The sequence below is a fragment of the Manganibacter manganicus genome, assembly GCF_002075885.1.
GTDB lineage: Bacteria > Pseudomonadota > Alphaproteobacteria > Rhizobiales > Rhizobiaceae > Mesorhizobium > Mesorhizobium manganicum.
In genome coordinates this window covers 1-17,952 of record NZ_MDET01000036.1, presented here as the reverse complement: position 1 = coordinate 17,952, position 17,952 = coordinate 1, and the positions used below count along the sequence as shown (strand labels likewise).

17 protein-coding genes and 1 pseudogene are annotated in these 17,952 nt (G+C 59.6%); 8 read left to right on the top strand and 10 right to left on the bottom strand.

The window, feature by feature from the left end; all coding sequences use genetic code 11:
* Positions 1-299: 299 nt before the first annotated feature.
* The 4 genes from BFN67_RS18620 to BFN67_RS18605 all read right to left on the bottom strand — a co-directional run bounded on the left by BFN67_RS18620 (position 300) and on the right by BFN67_RS18605 (position 4,060).
* Positions 300-1,493, bottom strand: a complete 1,194-nt coding sequence (locus BFN67_RS18620; RefSeq protein WP_080919263.1) for an IS91 family transposase — start codon at positions 1,491-1,493, stop codon at positions 300-302.
* Positions 1,494-1,496: 3 nt separating this feature from the next.
* Positions 1,497-2,405, bottom strand: coding sequence for a tyrosine-type recombinase/integrase (locus tag BFN67_RS18615; RefSeq protein WP_080919264.1), 909 nt, complete (start codon positions 2,403-2,405; stop codon positions 1,497-1,499).
* Positions 2,406-2,600: 195 nt separating this feature from the next.
* Entirely contained in the window at positions 2,601-3,449 is an 849-nt protein-coding gene (locus BFN67_RS18610) for an EamA family transporter (RefSeq protein WP_080921036.1), read from the bottom strand.
* On the bottom strand, positions 3,446-4,060 hold the full coding sequence (locus BFN67_RS18605; protein ID WP_080921035.1) for a nitroreductase family protein: 615 nt from the start codon (positions 4,058-4,060) through the stop codon (positions 3,446-3,448). Before BFN67_RS18605 ends, BFN67_RS18610 begins: the two co-directional genes overlap by 4 nt.
* A 104-nt stretch (positions 4,061-4,164) precedes the next feature.
* Between BFN67_RS18605 and BFN67_RS18600 the strand changes: the two genes are divergently transcribed.
* The 3 genes from BFN67_RS18600 (at position 4,165) to BFN67_RS24400 (ending at position 5,552) form a co-directional block, all read left to right on the top strand.
* Complete coding sequence (locus BFN67_RS18600; RefSeq protein WP_080921034.1) at positions 4,165-5,070, top strand: LysR family transcriptional regulator; 906 nt, start codon at positions 4,165-4,167, stop codon at positions 5,068-5,070.
* A 132-nt stretch (positions 5,071-5,202) separates the two neighbouring features.
* Positions 5,203-5,382: a type 2 periplasmic-binding domain-containing protein gene (locus BFN67_RS18595; RefSeq protein WP_139789249.1), complete on the top strand. Its 180-nt coding sequence runs from the start codon at positions 5,203-5,205 to the stop codon at positions 5,380-5,382.
* 20 nt (positions 5,383-5,402) lie between these two features.
* Positions 5,403-5,552 (top strand): hypothetical protein, encoded by a 150-nt coding sequence (locus tag BFN67_RS24400; RefSeq protein ID WP_158083536.1) that lies wholly within the window; start codon positions 5,403-5,405, stop codon positions 5,550-5,552.
* Positions 5,553-5,711: 159 nt separating this feature from the next.
* Here BFN67_RS24400 and BFN67_RS18590 read toward each other — a convergent pair whose 3' ends face one another.
* The 5 genes from BFN67_RS18590 to BFN67_RS18570 all read right to left on the bottom strand — a co-directional run bounded on the left by BFN67_RS18590 (position 5,712) and on the right by BFN67_RS18570 (position 10,941).
* Positions 5,712-6,422, bottom strand: a complete 711-nt coding sequence (locus tag BFN67_RS18590) for a GntR family transcriptional regulator (RefSeq protein WP_158083535.1) — start codon at positions 6,420-6,422, stop codon at positions 5,712-5,714.
* A gap of 1 nt (position 6,423) precedes the next feature.
* A complete protein-coding gene (locus BFN67_RS18585) occupies positions 6,424-7,902 on the bottom strand; it encodes a tripartite tricarboxylate transporter permease (protein ID WP_080921031.1) in 1,479 nt (492 codons plus the stop codon).
* 72 nt (positions 7,903-7,974) lie between these two features.
* On the bottom strand, positions 7,975-8,934 hold the full coding sequence (locus BFN67_RS18580; protein WP_080921030.1) for a Bug family tripartite tricarboxylate transporter substrate binding protein: 960 nt from the start codon (positions 8,932-8,934) through the stop codon (positions 7,975-7,977).
* A gap of 25 nt (positions 8,935-8,959) precedes the next feature.
* Positions 8,960-9,424, bottom strand: coding sequence for a tripartite tricarboxylate transporter TctB family protein (locus BFN67_RS18575; RefSeq protein WP_080921029.1), 465 nt, complete (start codon positions 9,422-9,424; stop codon positions 8,960-8,962).
* Complete coding sequence (locus tag BFN67_RS18570) at positions 9,418-10,941, bottom strand: sulfatase (RefSeq protein ID WP_080921028.1); 1,524 nt, start codon at positions 10,939-10,941, stop codon at positions 9,418-9,420. Before BFN67_RS18570 ends, BFN67_RS18575 begins: the two co-directional genes overlap by 7 nt.
* Positions 10,942-11,487: 546 nt before the next feature.
* On the opposite strand from BFN67_RS18570, the gene asnB reads away from it, so the two are divergent.
* The 4 genes from asnB to BFN67_RS24950 all read left to right on the top strand — a co-directional run bounded on the left by asnB (position 11,488) and on the right by BFN67_RS24950 (position 16,087).
* A complete protein-coding gene (gene asnB / locus BFN67_RS18565; RefSeq protein WP_245295336.1) occupies positions 11,488-12,969 on the top strand; it encodes an asparagine synthase (glutamine-hydrolyzing) in 1,482 nt (493 codons plus the stop codon).
* A 362-nt stretch (positions 12,970-13,331) separates the two neighbouring features.
* Positions 13,332-15,062, top strand: coding sequence for a gamma-glutamyltransferase (gene ggt / locus BFN67_RS18560; RefSeq protein WP_080921027.1), 1,731 nt, complete (start codon positions 13,332-13,334; stop codon positions 15,060-15,062).
* A gap of 266 nt (positions 15,063-15,328) precedes the next feature.
* Positions 15,329-15,838, top strand: a complete 510-nt coding sequence (locus BFN67_RS18555; RefSeq protein ID WP_245295335.1) for a plasmid pRiA4b ORF-3 family protein — start codon at positions 15,329-15,331, stop codon at positions 15,836-15,838.
* Positions 15,839-15,865: 27 nt separating this feature from the next.
* Positions 15,866-16,087: a hypothetical protein gene (locus tag BFN67_RS24950; protein WP_245295334.1), complete on the top strand. Its 222-nt coding sequence runs from the start codon at positions 15,866-15,868 to the stop codon at positions 16,085-16,087.
* A gap of 54 nt (positions 16,088-16,141) precedes the next feature.
* Here BFN67_RS24950 and BFN67_RS25100 read toward each other — a convergent pair whose 3' ends face one another.
* A complete protein-coding gene (locus BFN67_RS25100; protein ID WP_280951341.1) occupies positions 16,142-16,276 on the bottom strand; it encodes a hypothetical protein in 135 nt (44 codons plus the stop codon).
* A gap of 239 nt (positions 16,277-16,515) precedes the next feature.
* Here BFN67_RS25100 and BFN67_RS18550 point away from each other — a divergent pair.
* Positions 16,516-17,720, top strand: a pseudogene (locus BFN67_RS18550) (ISKra4 family transposase); the annotation flags it as partial.
* Positions 17,721-17,952: the final 232 nt, after the last annotated feature.

Here is a 17,952-nt window from a genome sequence, read left to right as displayed (position 1 = left end):
CGTGAAGAGTTTCGGGCGCCGGCAGGCGTACGAAAGTCCCCGAGGAAGGAACCCGCGGGGCACAGTCGACGGCTATGGGGATTTCGATCTGCGGCCGATGTCGGTGATGATGCTAATGCCGCGGGAAAGCGCTGAGGTGGATGCAGACAGGCCGCTTCGTTGCTCCTTCGCGCGGTATTGGCGGCCCGGAACTGGTTCGGACGGAGCCATGTCGGCGGCGAGATTGGCGATAGACGCGGGCGGGTCCGTTACCGGAGGCGGGGCGCCTGCGGCTGAAGGATCGACCATGCCATGCCGGATCATGGAGCTTTCTCCCGGTTCGTGGCGGTTGTATCGGGCGGCCCGCGTGGCTGCCTAAAGCGTTCGAACGTCTCGATGATGATCATGCGCCCGCCACAGCAGCGGCATGGCGGCCGGAAGTCGTCCGGCACGCCTGATGTGTCGTCGTCAGGCGGCGCGGCGACATCCAGGAGTTCGCGGGCGAGCGCGAGACTGGCCTTGCGGGCGGAGCCAGCGAGCAGGCCGTAGTGCCGGATGCGGTGGAAGCCGCGCGGCAGGACATGGATCAGGAAGCGGCGGATGAACTCATCAGCCGCGAGCGTCATCACCTGCTGCCGGTCCGCGCCATTGCGGCGATAGTCCTTGTATCGGAAGGTGACGCCTCTCTCATCGATGGCGATGAGGCGGCTGTTCGAGATCGCCACACGGTGGGTGTAGCGCGACAGGTAGGCGAGCACCGCCTCCGGGCCGGCGAACGGCGCCTTGGCATAGACGACCCAGCGCTTATTCCTGACAGGAGCAAGGTGGCGCAGGAAGGCTCGGCGCTGGGCCAGGTGCGCCAGCGATCCGAAGACGGCGAGCCGGCCAGCGTCGTGCAGCGCGACCAACCGGGAGAGGAATAGGCGGCGGAACAGCTTGCCGAGCACGCGCACCGGAAGCAGGAAGGCCGGACGTGAGTTGATCCATCGGCTTCCGTCCGGCGCGATGCCCCCGCCCGGCACGATCATGTGCACGTGCGGATGGTGCGTCATCGCCGAGCCCCATGTGTGGAGCACGGCGGTGATGCCGATGCGCGCGCCGAGGTGTTTTGGATCGGCGGCAATCGTCAGCATCGTCTCCGACGCCGCCTTGAACAGCAGGTCATAGACAGCCGTCTTGTTCTGGAAGGCGATGTCGGCGACTTCGGCCGGCAGCGTGAACACGACGTGGAAGTAACCGACAGGCAACAGATCGGTCTCGCGCTCGGCGAGCCATGCCCGCGCAGCAGCGCCCTGGCACTTCGGGCAGTGCCGGTTACGGCAGGAGTTGTAGGCAATCCGCCACTGGCCGCAGTCCTCGCAGGCTTCGACATGCCCACCAAGGGCCGCGGTGCGGCAGTTCTCGATCGCCGACATCACCTTCAACTGGTCGAGGCTCAGATGTCCGGCATGGGAGATCCGATAGGCAGGACCAGCAGCATGGAAGATATCGGCGACCTCAAGCGAGGCCCGCACGGCTCAGCTGTCGGGCGCAGACTCTTCCATTTTGAACAAGCCAAGCCGATCGAGCGGACTTGTCACCGAGCGCACGGTACGTGTCGCAACCTTGGTGTAGAGAGCCGTGTTGTTCAGCTTGGCGTGACCGAGTAGCACCTGAATGACGCGGATATCGACGCCGTCTTCCAGAAGGTGGGTGGCAAACGAATGGCGCAGCGTATGCAATCCGACCCGCTTGTCGACGTCGGCCTTCCTTGCGGCTTCGACCACGACGCGGTGAAGTTGGCGTGTGCTGATGGGCCTCAGCGTGTTGATGCCCGGAAAGAGCCAGCCGTCCCGCCGCATGACGCCCTGCCGGTGGCCGACTTGCCACCATTGACGCAAAAGCGTGAGCAGATCCTCTGACAGCATGGCGTTGCGTCCACGCCCGCCCTTGCCGCGCTCCACTCGCAGGAGCATGCGCTCGCTGTCGACGTCAGCGACCTTGAGCGAAGCGACCTCGGAGACGCGCAGTCCCGAGCCATAGGCAACGGCCAGCGCCGCCTGATGCTTGAGACAGGTCGTGGCGTCGAGCAGGCGCGTCACTTCCTGACGGCTCAGAACCACCGGCAGTTTGCGCGGCTGCGCCAGCCGCACGAGGCGGCGGGCAAGATCAGGGCGATCAACCGTGGTATTGAAGAAGAACCGCAGCGCTGACACAACGCTGTTCATCGTCGGCACCGGGACACCCTCGCTTTGCTGCCATATCTGGAAGCGGCGCAGATCATCCGCTGACGCCGTATCGGGAGACCGCCCGAGAAAGCTGGCAAGCCGTCCGATGTCGCGGAGATAGTTGCGTTGGGTCTCGTGCCCGAAGTGGCGCAGGTTCATGTCGTCGATCAGGCGTTGACGAAGCGGGCTGATCGTGGGCGAGTTCGGTTGGTTGTGCATGGTCAGGCTCCTTGTTGAAGAAGCCCGTCATGCTCTGCCCGCGCCGAGCGACGCTCAATGCAGAGCGCGATGGTCGCCCTGTACCTTCTACCTCAGTCGCACGCGCCTTCCCGCGCAGCGGGTTCGTTCGACGGCCCCTGAACAGCCAGATGGCTTCGCGCTCCCACGTAATGAGCAGGCCGTCGTGCCGCGGATTCAACCGTTCGCTCGCTGGCTAAGCCAGATGCTACCGACAACCAATGCGATACCGGAAATCTGAAGCAGGCTCAGCGTTTGTCCGAGGAAGCTCCATCCAAGCAGCACCGCCGTAAGCGGACTGAGAAACAAGAGCGATGATACGACCGACGGGGCCAATCGCCCGATGCCTCGAAACCAGAGAGCATAGGTGATAGCCGCGCCGATCAGGCCGAGCCATACCAGCCCTAGAAGGTTGGATGCCGTCGGAACCGGGATGAAATGTCCTGGGAGCAGAACAACGGGAAGCAAAAGCAAGCCACCGGCTGTCAGTTGCCATGCTGTAAAGGTCAGCGGCGATACCGGAGACCCCCATCTGCGCGCCAAAATACTCCCGAGTGCCATGGATGTCGCGCCGGCAAGGCCAGCCGCAACACCGATAGCGTCGAGCGCGGCGCTGGGCGTCAAAACTAGTAGGGCGACGCCACCCATCCCGACAAGGGCACCAATGATCGTGGATGGGCGAACAGGGCTGGAAAGCAGAAAGGAAGCCAGAAAGACGACGATCAGGGGTTGCGCCGAAAGCACGGTGCCGGCAACGCCTCCGGGAAGCCGGTAAGCAGCGACGAACAGCATGCTCAGGAAAATCGAGATGTTGAGAGCGCCAAGCACGAACGTGCGCAGCCACCAGATCCCAGTCGGCAATTTCCGCACAATCATCAGCAGCAGCAAGCCTGCGGGCAACGCTCGCAGCATGGCAACCGTCATGGGAGAAAATCCCTGCAAGAATTCTGTCGTCACAAGATAGGTGCTGCCCCATATGACGGGTGCAATCGCCGTCAGCGAGAGGTCGGAGATATTCGTTTTCATGACAACTGCAGGACCTCGGAGAGTGGCTGACGTGGCTTCTGCGGCCAGTTGCCCGGTGCGGCGCGGCCGACAGCGAGAAGCATCACTGGTGTCTCATTTTGAGCGAGGGCGAATTCCCGAGTCACGGCGTCGGCATCGAAACCGCCCATAAGTCCGGACGCGAGATTCATGGCTTCGGCGGCATACATGAGCGTCGCCGCGCCAAGGGTGGCCGAGCGTATCGCCTCATCGCGAGCTGCTCGAGGTTCGGCGTATTGCGCCCTTACGTTCTCCTGCCATGCCGAAGCCATGTCTCGTTGCATATGCCCGGCTTCGATGAACGGCCGCAGCCGGTCGGCAAGAGCCGTGTGGTCGGGCGATTGCCCGCAAATGATGAATGTGACGGCAGCCTCGGAAACCTTGACCTGGCCGTAGGCGAGTTCGCGCAATTTTGCCTTCGCGTCCGATGTTCGGGCCGCGATGAAGCGCCAGTTTTGTAAATTGTACGCCGTCGGCGCGCGCGTCGCGAGGCGAACGAGTTCTTCAATTTCGGCGTCCGTGAGATGGTGCGACGTATCGAATTGATTGGCGGATACTCGGCGCTCGATAAGGTTGATCGTTGGATGAAGCATCGTGAAAATTCCTCTGACACTGTTGCATCAGAGATAAAGAATTCACTTTTGGATGATAATAAGCTCTATATGAAAGAAACTCTTATCAATTGGAAGATAATGAAATGGACCGCTTCACGGCTTTGCAGGTCTTTCGGCATGTGGCGGAGTTGGGCAGCTTTGCGGAAGCATCTCGCAAGCTGGGTCTTTCGCCACCGGCCATCAGCAAGAATGTAGCGGAGCTTGAAACACATCTCGGGGTGCGGCTGATCAACCGGACGACGCGGCGCATGGCGCTGACCGAAGAGGGAAAGACCTATCTCGACCACGTCACCCGGGGCCTTGATGCGTTGAGCGACGCAGACACGGCACTCTCACATGTCAAGACGTCGCCGTCAGGCACCCTGCGCGTGAGTGCGCCCATGACAACCGCACTCGTGCGGTTTTCCGAGGCAGTTCCGGAATTTCTTTCGCGTTACCCGGAACTGAAGCTCGACCTGCATCTCGATGACCGTCGCGTCGACATCATTCGCGAAGGATTCGATCTTGCGATACGTGGCAGCAGCAATCTCGAAGATTCAAGCCTGATTGCAAGAAAGCTGGCGGTGATGCCGCATGTGCTGTGCGCCGCTCCGGCTTATTTCAAGCTGCATGGAAAGCCGATAACGCCATCCGATCTGAAGACGCTGGACCACGTCCGTTTTCTTTTTGGCGGGAATGTCGATGTCTGGGAATTCAAGAAGGGTGGGCGCACCGAACGGATTGTGGTCCAGGCTCGCTACTCGGTAACTTCGAGCCTGGCGGTGCGTGACGCGCTACGCGGCGGTTTCGGCGTCAGCCTGATTCCGCTTCCGTATGTTGAGGAAGATTTGCGAAACGGGCGGCTGCAATCAGCCCTGGATGACTGGACAACCACAGAAATCACACACTACGCGGTTTATCCATCACGCCAGCATCTTGCGCCAAAAATCCGCGTCTTCCTCGACTTTTTAATCCAACAGTTTAATCATGCCCCGTCAGCTTTCGAATGAGCGCTGAGGCTGACGCTCTGTCCGGAATCGAGTCGTCAGTCGAATGACCGCGCTTTGGGTGGAAAGGACAGACCGCTTTCACCGCCTTTTGTCGAACCGAAAGACCTTGTCCGCTATGCGCTGCTCTGCTCAATGCACAGACCGGATGATTGGCCTGCCTGGCTCCACGCCGCCGGCGTGACGACGGTCGATGGCAACAGCGGCGTCAAATTCGAGAATTCGGCGCTCGCCTACCAGGCGGCAATCGACGAGTGCGGCATCGTCATGGCGCAGCGCGCTTTTGTAGAGGACGACCTGCGTGCGGGCGTCTGATCGCTCCTTGCAGGCTGAGAGTGCCGACGGAGGGTGCCTACTATCTGGTCTATCCGCGTACGAAGCAGCCGCCGCCCCTGATCCGTACGTTTGAAAACTGGATCGTGCAGCAAGCGGCCGAATTGGAGGAAGCCGACGGCGATCACAATCACGATCACCGGGATCGTTAATGCCGATGACGGCGTCTATGTCAGGCTAAGCGCTCGGTGCAGGCCCTCTGCCACAGTGGCCTGGTGCTGGGTGCCAATGCCGCAGAGATCGGCTGCGGAACGGCTGGTTTCCGTGCATTTGACGTCAGAAAAGGCTCCAGCAGGATTTCTCTGCTGGAGTCACTCAACGTCGCAGTCCTCTTTGCCCGCGTCGGAAGCAAACTTTCTATCGCGGGCAACGCTGACCAAGACATGCTCGCGAAGGCGGTTACTGGCCGTTTCCAGCGTGCCGGTTTCGAGGGCATCAATAATTCCCTGGTGTTCGCTCACGATCCGACTGCGATCGACGACACCGCGACCCAGGAATATCTGCGAGAAACGCCTGCCGTGATAGAGCGTCTCGTGTGCGGCCGACAGGAATTCGTTCCTTGCAAGTCCGACGAGTATCTTGTGGAACTCCCAGTTGGCATCCTGAAATTCCGTCATCTGTGTAACGCCTGAACCCTCGTCGCTGGCGATACGCGCATTGGCATCTTTAAGCCGTGAAATCGTTTCCGGCGAGATGGGCTCCTTATTGAGCAAGAGGCTTTGTGTCTCAATGAGGACCCGCGCCGTCGCCCATTGGATGAATTCCTCCTTGGTCGGAGGCGGGGCAACCCGGTAGCCGACGTTTTCCCTGAAGACGACCAGCCTTTCGGCACTTAGCATCGCCAGCGCTTCACGGATAGGAGTGGCACTGATGCCGAACTCTTTGGAAAGCGCATTGATGTTGAGTCGGTCCCCGGCCTTGAACCGTCCGCTCTGAATTCGAATTCTCAACTCGTCATTGAGTTGGCTCACCAGGTTGCGAGAGCGTACCACTAGTCGTTTGACAACCGCATTGTCCGTCATTCTAAGGCTTGTCCCTGTGGCGAACATAGATCGGCCAGAAAAGCAATGCCAGAATTGCCAGCAGGCATAGTGCCGATACTGGGGAAGTCAGCATCGGCAAATGCGAGCCGCCGGTCGCCATAAGCCCGACACGGTAATATTTCTCGACGATTGGGCCCAGCACGACTCCGATGACGAAGGGGGCGACGGGAACACGGCCCATGGTCATAATAAGACCCAGCACGCTGAATGCAGCCATGATGCCAACATCGAACCAGCGGTTTGCGAGGGCAAAACTTCCCAGAACACTGAACACTGCAATGAAGGGAAACAAGATCGAGCTGCGCACGCGGGTCAGGTAGATCACCAACTGAGAACCGTACCACATTACACCAAGCATGACGATGCTGGCGAGCAGCATAGCCGAGATCATCACGTAGACAATCTCGGGGTTGTTGCGGAAAAGATAGGGGCCGGGCTGGATGTGGTGGATGGTGAGCGCCCCGATCAGAACCGCGTCAATGACGCTGCCGGGAATACCCAGCGCAATGAGCGGAATAAGCGCGCCGCCGACGGTGGCATTGTTGCCCGCTTCCGAAGCAATGATGCCGTCTAAGTTGCCTTTCCCAAAGGTCTCCGGCTCGCGTGACTGCGCTTGCGCCGCCGAATAGGCGATGATCGATCCGATGTTGCCGCCGATACCGGGCAGGATGCCAACGGCGACCCCGATGATGCTCGACCGGATCAGCGACCAGGTATGACGGATCAGTTCCGGGATTGGGATCGAAAGCGTGGAGAAGGGCTCCGCATCCTTGGTCGCTCTTTCCTCCTGTCCAAACGCCCACGACAAGACCGATCCGCCGGCGAATAAGCCGACAAGAACCGGAAGCACGTCGAAGCCGGTGGCAAGATCCAATATGCCGAAGGTCAGCCGGTAGTCGCCGCCGATCGGGTCCGTGCCGACCATCGCAATCAGCACGCCGAAGAAGCCTGATATCAGGCCCATGAGGAAGTCGCCGCGACTGACGGCCACGATGGTCATAAGGGCAAGCAGACAAAGACCAAACAGGTCGAACGGACCGAACTTAAGGGCAAGCCGAGCCAGCGGTACGGAGACAGTTGCGAGGAATAGCCAGGATATGATGCTGCCGACGAAAGACGAAAACACCGCCCAAGCGAGGGCCTTCTCGACTTTGCCGGATTTGGCCAGTGCGTGCCCGTCGAACGTCGTCAAGATGGAGGACGGTGTTCCGGGAATACCGAGAACGACCGCCGTGACCGCGCCTCCGGAAATGCCGCCGACATACATGCCTATCAGGAGCGAAAGCGCGTTGGCGTCACCCATGTAGAAGGTCAGGGGCAGGGTAAGTGTAATCAGCATCAAGGCGGTCAGGCCCGGAATGCCGCCCACGATGATACCCATGACCGTTCCCACCACGAGGAAAAAAAGCCTCATGGGTTCAAGCCCGGCAAAAAGCGCCTGGATCAGATAGTCCGACATGAAGCGTCTCCGAAACCATGACCGAACAGGGCCATGGATGTCTGAAGCAGTCTGCTGCTTCTTTCGCGGGGTTTACTTTTTGCCCAGGCCGGCCGCTTTTGCGGCATCCTGCGTGGCGGAGAGACCTGCGGCGAGTGCGGCTTCGGCGTCCTTGCCGCGCGTGAAAGTTGGATCGATCAGAAGCTCTTTGAGGGACTTCCTGGTCGCCTCGTCGTTCATCAGCTTTTCCAATGCGTCGGCGAACCTGTCGATGCGCTCCTGTGGCGTGCCCTTGGGCATGTACCAGTAATAGTCGAGCACCATGCGGACATCGACACCCTGCTCCTTGGCTGTTGGAACATCGGGATAGTCCGCATTGCGATCGTCATCGAGGACGGCGATGAAACGAAGCTCATTGGTATCCCGGAAAGGGGCGGCATCTGCTGTGGTCAGCACGCCGACAGCGGCCTGCCCGCCAAGCAAAGCAGTCACGGTCTGCGTCGCGCCGCCTGTCTGCACATAACGGAACTTGGCGCCACCGCCGCGCGCCGCCGCGAGCGCGATGGACAGATGATTGGGTGCACCAATATTGACGCCGGCCACGATGCTGTCTGGCTTCTCCTTGGCGGCGCCGAATAGATCGGCAAGAGATTTATAGGGAGAATCGGCGCGTACCGCGATCATGTTCGGCACCGCCGTGGTGCCTGCAACGACCGCGAAATCCTTGTAGCTGAAATCTGTCTTGCCCAGTGCATAGAGGCTGTGGAGCGCAACGTGGTTGAGGAGCACGGTGTAGCCGTCCGAGCCAGCAGTCAGCACCTGACGGCTGCCGATTGCGGTGCCTGCGCCCGGCACATTGACGATGACGACCGGAACGCCGAGGTCCTGCTGCAGGCCGGGCTGCAGCATGCGCGCAAAGATGTCGCTTCCGCCACCGGCTGCCAGCGGCACAATCACGCGGATCGGCTTTTGCGGATAGTCGGCACCGAGCGCCGTCCCGATGAACGATGCCAGCAGGGCGATAACGCCCAGTATTCTTGCTGTTGTTTTCATTTCTTCCTCCCTGCAAACGATCGAGCTAGAAGCTCGTGGTGACGTCGATGATGAAAACCTTCGTGAAGATAAGTTCGAGGGCGAAAGCGCTGATCGCCAGTATGATTGCCAGAGGTGGGCTGAAGCGCTTTTCGCTGAAGAGTGCTTGCGTGGCGATCAGGAAGGCGGCGGTGAGCCAGCCGAGGCCGATCGTGCGCGAGGCCAGTGCTACTGCGTAGGCTCCGAAGATGATGACAAACAGCACGCCGCGCCAGTCGATCGGTTTGATGGCCTCGGCTTCAATTTGTGCTGCGTTGCGCTTGCTTAAGGCCATCGCGAGAGCCATTACGGCAAGCAGGATAATGGCAATCGCCGTTGCCTGCGGAACCCTTGCCCCTCCCACCGGCTCGAAAGTGGGTGCGGGGATGGACAGGCTTTGCCAAAAGAACAGCAGGGCGACGATGGCTGTCAGCCCGACAAAGACTGCGCGGCATATACGCGAATTCAGCATGGCTGCTTCTCCAGACCGAAACGGGTGAAGATTTCCGGCGGCGCTTCATGCTCCCTTAGAAGCCGTGCAATCATATCGCGGCATCGCTGCGCGATTTCAGGTTGCGACAACGGCGTTTGCTGCAGCGGATCTGCTTCGAGATCGTACAGCGCGTCCTGCGCGTCGAGCAGCGGATAGCGCCTTACCATATTGGCCTTTGCTTCCGGGTGCATGCGCAGCCGCCACACCGGAAAACCGCGGGCATAAGAGAGATCGTCGACTACCTCGGCATCCTCGAATTCGATATGCTCGAAAAAGGTGCGCATGTGGGTGGGCATCAAGGTGTATTGGTAGAGTTGGTCCTCTTGCTCCTCCAGCGGATAGCGAAAATAAGAATGGCGTCCGTCGGTGAAGTTCAGCGCGGCTCCGAACTGCCCGAACAGAACTGCCTCGTGCAAACCGTCCGTCTCTCCTGACAGGCAGGAAAGCAGGCTTCTTCCACCAACCTCTTCTGGAATGGGGATACCGAACACGTCCAGGAAGGTCGGCATAAGATCGGTCGTTTGCGTAAGGCCGGGAATACGGCGCTCGACCGGCATCATGGAAGCCGGCGCGGCAACCAACAGCGGAATGCGCGCGACCTCGTTAAAGAAGGGAGGTCGGTTCTTGCCCAGGAATTCTTTCTCGCCAAGAAGTAGTCCGTGGTCCGTGGTGAGGATGACGACGGTGTCGTCCCACAAATTATGGGCGTCCAGAGCATCGAGGAGGCGGCCCAACTGGCTATCGCAACGTTGGACGAGCGCTTCGTAACGCCGCCTCAACTGCGTCAGGCGAGCGTCATCGAGCCGGTTTTCACCATAGACCGGCCAGTCGAATATCTTGCCGCCGAGCGCAGTCTCGTCGGCGAGTGCAAGATCGCTATCGAGGAAGAAAGGCTCATGCGGATCAAAGCATTCCAGATGCAGGAACCAGTTGTCCACCTTTGCGTGTGCGCCGACAAAATCGACCGCGGCATCAAGGCATTGGTTGAGGGGAAATTTATCTGTGACCGCCAGATGTCGGTGATTTGCGTAGTAGGCTGTCTTGCCATTTGGATCGAGCGACAGATCTCTCTGCGAAGGATCGAAGCGCTCCTGGTAAGCTGCCAGGCCCGGCTCGATCATCGAGCGCCACTTGTCCTTCTCCTGTCCGCGAATGAACTCGTAGCTGTCGTAACGGCCGTGGTAGCCGAAGCCGCCATCCTCGAAATAGTGATAGTGGTCGGTGATGAGATGGCTGTAGATACCTGCCTCGCGCATTTCGCCGGCGAAGGATCGGTCGAACGGCTCAAGCGGCCCCCAACCCCGGTGCAGGAAATTCAGCCGCCCAGTGTGAATTTCCCGACGCGCGGGAATACACGGCAGGCTACCAGCATAGTGATTGTCAAAGACGCACCCGCGAGCCGCGAGCCGGTCCATATTGGGAGTGGCGACCGGTCCACCATATGGACCGATTACATTGCGATTAAGGGAATCGAAAAGGACGAAAATACACTTCATTCCTCAAAATCATATATGATCGATGATTTTGTCAAGCTGTATGCACGGCGCTGTGCCAAGGCCGAAAAGGCGATCGGTGCCGGCGAACTGAAACTTCTGGCCGTGTGGAGACGATGCTGACGCAGATGGGTAGAAGCTTCTCCGAGGCCAAGCTGGCGGTCGCCAGCGTCCGCGTGACCCCGAATTTGAACTCTCCGCAAATGCATCCGAGACAGGTAAAGCTATTGGGCATCGCGGACATCTATTGATTGGCTCGCCTTCAAACAGTCACCGTCGACTGAAATTCAACGGTTGACCAATCATTATATAAGTCCAACCGTGCTTGGGATGGGCAACGTGATTGTCGCGCGGTTTTGATCACTGTTTCCAGTCCTGGCGTCGCCAAGGGCACCTTGGTCCAAAGGTGGATTTTTGTTTCGCCCCGGCAAATCCATCGGTTCTTCGGGTTTGCATGCCCGCCATGTGACCGTTGCGACCAGAAATATGAATAAGAAAGGAAGCGTTATGTGCGGTCTGGTTTGTCTGTGGAATGTGGGGAACGAAGAAATGGCCGCACGGATGATCGTGAAACTCGAGCATCGCGGTCCCGATGCAACGCAGATCACCAGCCTAAAGGGCGCGCCGGTCATCATGGCGCATAGCCGCCTCTCGATCATCGGGCCGCAAGATGGTGCACAACCCATCATCCAAGGTACTGATATGCTGATCGCCAATGGCGAAATCTACAATCATGCCGATCTGCGCGCCATCCTCGGCAAGGACATCTTTCAGACCGCCAGCGACAGCGAAACTATCCTGCATCTCTTCCGCTCCAGGGCTGCACGCTGGGTCGATCGGCTGGACGGGATGTTCGCATTCGTTCTCGCCACGCCCGATCGCATCGTCGCCGCCCGCGATCCCCTCGGCATAAAGCCACTTTATGTGGCGCGGATCGGGGAGGGACTTGCCTTCGCTTCCGAGCTGAAAGCATTCGATGGGCTAGGCCTGCAAACGATCGAAACGGTTCCGCCCGGCACACTTTATGACAGTCGCGATGGCTGGCGCCAATGGTATCGTATGCCGCAAGGTGCAGCGCGGGCGGAACCCGGCCTCGATGTCGAGGCCACGGCGCGTGAATTGCGTCTGGTGATCGAGGCGGCGGTCGCCAAATGGATGGTTGCCGATGTCGAAGTGGGTTCATTCCTCTCCGGTGGCCTCGACAGCTCGATCATCGCAGCGATTGCTCAGCGCCAACTCAAGCAGGCGGGTAGGGCACCGCTGAAAACCTTTTCCGTCGGCACCGCCGGCTCCCCCGATCTGATCGCAGCCAAAGCGGTCGCTGCCCATATCGGCTCCGATCATGACGAATATGTTTTTACCAGCGATGATCTGGTCGAAAACCTGCCTCACGTGATTTACCATCTCGAAAGCGCTGATATCGACCTGGTGCGCAGCGCCATTCCGACCTTGTTCGCTGCCAGACTGGCACGACGACAAGTCAAGGCTGTGCTGACAGGAGAGGGTGCCGATGAGCTTTTCGCGGGCTATACCTATCATCATGCCTATGTCGACGATCCGCGCGCCCTGGCGGACGAATTGACGCGCAGCCTTGGGACGATGCACAACATCAACCTGCAACGTGTCGATCGGATTTCAATGGCGGAATCGCTTGAAGCGCGAACGCCCTTCCTTGATCGGGACCTTATTGCTTTCGCTCAATCAACCCCGGCAGAACTGAAATTGCGCCGTACCGATCCTGATAGGATTGAATCGACCGGCCCTACCACCGAGAAATGGTTGCTTCGAAAAGCCTGTGCCGACTTGCTGCCTGAGAGCCTGGTCTGGCGAAAAAAGGCTCAGTTCGATGAAGGCTCCGGGACTGTGGCAGCATTGCAGGATGCGTTGCAAACGCTGACCGGTAACACCGGCGTAATTGACCGCGTCCAGGAAGGCGCCTTTTACGAGAAGACCCTGCGTGACCGCTTTGTCGATCCCGACCTTATTCTCGCCAATGCCGGACGATGGGTAGCCGATCGCGTGGCTGCGTAACAATTCCAAAGGTTTTTTCGCAAACCGCAGGTAACGCCAACGCACCCAGGCCACCACGACCTGCGGCAGATCACCATGTCAATTAACATATGAAGGCCCGTAGATATGTCTTCTTGCGGACCAACCCCGTTAAGGCGACGCCATCCCGACAGGATATGCCTTTGGCGCAGTAGCAAAAGCCGGAAAATTCGCCTTGGAGGCTACGGGCCCTGCTTCGGTCGCATCGGCTGATCACGCGCCGGTCGTGATCTTAGCTGCTGCCCCGGAACTTCAGAAAACTTCTGCTTGCATCCGCTTGATGGCGCGTCAAAGCTTGGGCGATACCCCTTTGGTCCTGAAGCGGGAGAATCTGGGAGGAGGATATGCAGCAGTTCAGAACCCTTTTTGTGGCCATTACACTGGCGCTGACCACGCTGTCTGCCGCGTTCGCGGCATCGCCCGCGCCTGCCGAAGGCCAGAACGGCATGGTGGTGACGGCACAGCATCTGGCCTCGCAAGTCGGCATCGATGTGTTGAAAAGAGGTGGTAACGCTGTCGATGCCGCAGTTGCGGTCGGCTATGCGCTGGCCGTCGTCTATCCGACAGCTGGCAATCTCGGCGGCGGCGGGTTCATGACCATTCGCTTAAAGGACGGAAAGACGACTTTTCTAGACTTTCGCGAGCGGGCGCCGCTTGCCTCCACCAAGACCATGTATCTCGACAAGGACGGCAATCCTATCGACGGTGCCAGCACCGACGGCTATCTTGCGATCGGCACTCCGGGCTCCGTTGCCGGCTTCGAAACGGCTCGTGAAAAATATGGCACCATGGAGCGCGGGGAACTGCTGGCGCCGGCCATCGAGCTGGCCACGGAAGGCTTCGTGCTTGAGCCGGGCGATATAGCTTCGTTCGCTAACGGCAACGCCATGCTGGCCAAGGACCCGGCGGCGGCGAAGATATTCTTGAAGGACGGCAAGCCGCTCGAACTTGGCGCAAAATTGGTGCAGACCGATCTTGCCAAGTCGCTGAAAGCGATTTCGGAAGAGGGCAGCAGCGCCTTCTACAAGGGCGAGATCGCCGACCTTATCGTCAAGGCTAGTGAAGCCAATGGCGGCATTCTGGCGAAGGAGGATTTTGAACAATACAAGGTGCGCGAGCTTGCGCCGGTGCAATGCAGTTACCGAGGCTATGACATCGTTTCCTCACCGCCGCCGTCCTCCGGCGGGCTGGTGATCTGCGAAATCCTCAACGTACTGGAAGGATACCCGATCTCCTATCTCGGCTATGGCTCCGCCGAGACGATACGGCTGATGGTCGAGGCCATGCGCCATGCCTATGTCGACCGGAATACCGCACTTGGCGACCCGGATTTCGTGGAAAATCCGGTGACGAGGCTGACCAGCAAAGCCTATGCCGAGGAAATCCGCTCCCGCATCGATCCGTACCGGGCAGGCGTCAGTAAAGCCCTGACGATCAATGGCGGCACGGAGTCGAAAGAAACCACGCACTATTCGATCATCGACAAGGACGGCAATGCGGTTGCCGTCACCTATACGCTGAACGGCTCTTTCGGCATCGGCAAGGTGGCCGAGGGAACCGGCATCCTTCTCAATAACGAGATGGACGATTTCACCATCAAACCCGGCGTGCCGAACCTCTACGGACTGGTGCAAGGCGAGGCCAACGCGATCGAGCCGCGCAAGTCGCCGCTGTCGTCGATGAGCCCGACCATCGTCTCGAAAGATGGCAAGCCGTTCATGGTGATCGGCAGCCCCGGCGGGTCGCGCATCATTACGATCACGCTGGAAGCCATCATGAACGTAATCGACCATGGCATGAGCCTGCAGGAGGCGATCGATGCACCACGCATCCATCACCAATGGTTGCCGGACAAAGTCTATATGGAGCCTTATGCGCTGTCGCCCGATACGCTCAGGTTGCTGGCCGGCATGGGGTATGACGTCGGCATCGATCCAGACTGGACGATCTGGGGCGAGGCGGCCGGCATCCTCATCGGGGGTAAGAACCTGAAGGAGATCGAGGCGGGTGATGGCGCGCGCTACTATGGAGCCATCGACAGTCGGGCGAGTTCCGGCGCGGCAATCGGGTACTGAGGAGCGACGTGCCAGCAGCTTTCGTCCAGGCTACTGCCATGCTGTCGCTAACCCGATCCATTACGCCCTGATCTGGTCGCGCTGAGGCTAACGACCACCGGACGCGGTGCTCCTACGGAGCGCCGCGATCCTTCAGAGAAACCAGCAGCTAGATCAACGACTGCGATACAAAAAGACCGCCGATCGACAGGCGCCGCCTGGTGCAACGCGCGGTAATCTTTGGTTCCTAAGCGTTGCGGGCATTTCTCCGTGACAGAACGGGGAGCATGAGCAATTGTGGGGCACTGCCTGAACAGGGTATTGCACCGGGATTGGGAATCTGGCGGGGCCTTGAGCGTGTGAAGAGGGCAAGACGGACCGGGGCAAAGAAGACGGGCGGAAACTCATCTGTCGCCGACGACTGGCTGAAGGACGTGAGCCCGATGGTGTGGCGCCGGGTGCAGGTGCCATCGACCATGACGCTGCGCGAATTTCACGGTGTCCTACAGGTCGCCATGGGATGGGAAAGCATCCACCTTTATCAGTTCATCATCCATACGGCGCGTTACGGCTCCTGGGAGACGAGCGCGCGATCGCCTGACATTCGGCTGGGCGATCTGAAGCTGCGCAAGGGCAGCCGGTTTCTTTACGAATACGACCTCAACATTCCGTGGGCGCACGAGGTCCGGCTTGAGGGGCGACGGCCTGTCGGCGCCGAATTCCGCCATCCCGTCTGCACCGGAGGGGTTGGAAATTGCCCGCAGGAGGACTGCGGCGGCCCTGAAGGCTGGATGTAGCGTCAGGACAACGCCTTCGGCTACGAGATGATCAACGATCTGGAGACAGCGACGGAGGTCTTGCAGGAAATCAGCGAAGCAACGTCCTTTGTAGCATTCGATGGTCCTGATCGTGCCGAAGAACTCCGTGACGCACTCGAGCGGATCGAGGAGCGCGCGAGTTGGCTGGGGCAACCGTTTGAGCGCCGAAAAGTGAGTGAGCGCCTGCGGCAGGGCGAGCATCTGATCCTTATGCATCAGGAGATGTGATCCGCCTCGCGCCTCGATCTTTTCGAAAGCAGATCGACCGCCAGGAGAGCGGCGTCATCGCCGCGATTGTGCCGGATCCCCGACCTGAACGAATTTCCGGCGCAGGGTCGCAGCGGTGGTTTCGGCGTAGTGACGGGTGGTTTCGATATTCTTGTGACCGAGGAAGCGCTGCACGTCGGTGATGTCCATGCCGAGCACACGAGTTTCGTCGCCACGGTATGACGCAGCACGTGCGGATAGACCCGCTTTGTGATCCCGGATTTTCTGGCCACTTGCCCTGACCGATGCGCCGACGACTGTAGGTGTAGGGCGTTGTTTCCTTGCCGCGCTCCCGGCTCTGGAACAGCGGGCCGGCGCGACGGATGCCGATATGAAGCCGGAGCATCTGCGCCAGATCCCTTCTGGAAAACTCATTGCAGGGAGGTGGAATGCGGGTGTGTCTGGTACTGGAAATGATCGATGATGACGGTGAACCGATCGCGGCCGAAATCGTTTCTGATTTTAAGAAGGTCACGAAGGGCGCCGAGGATCTCGGCCTGTCGCTGGCCGAGGCCAAAGCCCTTCTTACGAAATTGCAGCAGGCAATGGTGGAGACGCAGGTGGAACTCTGGCTGCGGGAAAACCGCGAGCACGCCGGCCGCCGCCTGCGCAGCAAAGGCAGCTATCCCGTTACCGTCCGCACCCTGTTCGGCGACGTGCGCCTGAAAAGCCCACGTTATTATCTGCCACGGTCGGCCGATGGATGCGGCCCTGCAACGTTCTCGCCCCTGCGCGAACTGATCCCCGGTCACACCGTGCCCGAGCGCCTTTTTCTGGAAACGCGGTGGGCCTCGCTGTACCCTATGCCGCCGCGGCGGAGTTGCTGACCGATGTGCTGCCGATCAATAGTGGGGCCAACGCCCCGACGGTCCGGCAGCATGCGCTGCGGGCCGCCAGCCGTATCGAGCGGGAATTGACGGAAGAACGCGTCTCTTTCATGCAGGATTCCTGTCCGCGCGACTGGATGAACCTGCCAATTCCCGACGGTCGTATCGTCATCGGCCTTGATGGCGGGTACATCCGGGACCGCAATGACCGGAAGAAGAACTTCGAACTGATCGTCGGCCAATCGCTGCCCGAAGACGGCGATCTCCGCTATATCGGCTTCGTCCATGGCTACGACGGCAAGCCGCAGCGTCGTGTCCTCGACCACCTCAAAAAGCAGGGCGTTCAGGCCAATCAGGATATAACCTTCATCACGGATGGTGGTGACGAAGTCCGTTCGCTCGCCGAAATGATCGCGCCGGGAAGCGAGCATGTGCCGGACTGGTTCCATATCACTATGCGCATCACGGTCCTTCGCCAGTTCGCCCAAGGCCTCGAAAATCATGACGAGCAGGCTGGGCAGGACATGCTTGATACCCTCCGCAGGATCAAATGGCATCTCTGGCACGGCAATGCCTACCGGGCCCGTGAGGAGATCGATGATCTGCTTTATGATGCGGAGCCGCCGAAACTGATTATCCGAACATGCGCAAGTTCCGGACGGCCATCGGCGACTTCCAGTTCTACATCGCCTCCAACAGTGCAAGCCTGATCAATTACGGCGAACGCCGTCATCAGCAAGCGGTTCGCCAAGAAACAGCAGATGCAGTAAAGGTGCCGAGCTCCATGATTGCTTTGAAGGCTTCGAGTTGGCGGACATTCATGGAGGCAAGCTACCAAAATATGGAATTGATTGCTGAACCTTTCTTATGCGCCGGTTACCGGATCGCCCCGGAACAGCGCAAAGAAGCATCCTGCCGCCGCCTTGGGGACGCTCCTTGCCCCGCCCTTAAGCTCGCTCGCTGCGCTCGTCGCTGGCGGGGACCCCGGTATGGCCAGAC

What these genes read in the sequence shown, in the direction of transcription:
- BFN67_RS18605 (WP_080921035.1), bottom strand. Translation starts at nt 4,060, where the DNA reads ATGCTTCATCCAACGATCAACCTTATCGAGCGCCGAGTATCCGCCAAT.
- BFN67_RS18590 (WP_158083535.1), bottom strand. Translation starts at nt 6,422, where the DNA reads ATGACGGACAATGCGGTTGTCAAACGACTAGTGGTACGCTCTCGCAAC.
- BFN67_RS18615 (WP_080919264.1), bottom strand. Translation starts at nt 2,405, where the DNA reads ATGCACAACCAACCGAACTCGCCCACGATCAGCCCGCTTCGTCAACGC.
- BFN67_RS25100 (WP_280951341.1), bottom strand. Translation starts at nt 16,276, where the DNA reads ATGGACATCACCGACGTGCAGCGCTTCCTCGGTCACAAGAATATCGAA.
- BFN67_RS18575 (WP_080921029.1), bottom strand. Translation starts at nt 9,424, where the DNA reads ATGCTGAATTCGCGTATATGCCGCGCAGTCTTTGTCGGGCTGACAGCC.
- BFN67_RS24950 (WP_245295334.1), top strand. Translation starts at nt 15,866, where the DNA reads ATGATCAACGATCTGGAGACAGCGACGGAGGTCTTGCAGGAAATCAGC.
- asnB (WP_245295336.1), top strand. Translation starts at nt 11,488, where the DNA reads ATGGCCGCACGGATGATCGTGAAACTCGAGCATCGCGGTCCCGATGCA.
- BFN67_RS18585 (WP_080921031.1), bottom strand. Translation starts at nt 7,902, where the DNA reads ATGTCGGACTATCTGATCCAGGCGCTTTTTGCCGGGCTTGAACCCATG.
- BFN67_RS18555 (WP_245295335.1), top strand. Translation starts at nt 15,329, where the DNA reads ATGAGCAATTGTGGGGCACTGCCTGAACAGGGTATTGCACCGGGATTG.
- BFN67_RS18580 (WP_080921030.1), bottom strand. Translation starts at nt 8,934, where the DNA reads ATGAAAACAACAGCAAGAATACTGGGCGTTATCGCCCTGCTGGCATCG.
- BFN67_RS18600 (WP_080921034.1), top strand. Translation starts at nt 4,165, where the DNA reads ATGGACCGCTTCACGGCTTTGCAGGTCTTTCGGCATGTGGCGGAGTTG.
- BFN67_RS18610 (WP_080921036.1), bottom strand. Translation starts at nt 3,449, where the DNA reads ATGAAAACGAATATCTCCGACCTCTCGCTGACGGCGATTGCACCCGTC.
- BFN67_RS18570 (WP_080921028.1), bottom strand. Translation starts at nt 10,941, where the DNA reads ATGAAGTGTATTTTCGTCCTTTTCGATTCCCTTAATCGCAATGTAATC.
- ggt (WP_080921027.1), top strand. Translation starts at nt 13,332, where the DNA reads ATGCAGCAGTTCAGAACCCTTTTTGTGGCCATTACACTGGCGCTGACC.
- BFN67_RS18595 (WP_139789249.1), top strand. Translation starts at nt 5,203, where the DNA reads ATGCACAGACCGGATGATTGGCCTGCCTGGCTCCACGCCGCCGGCGTG.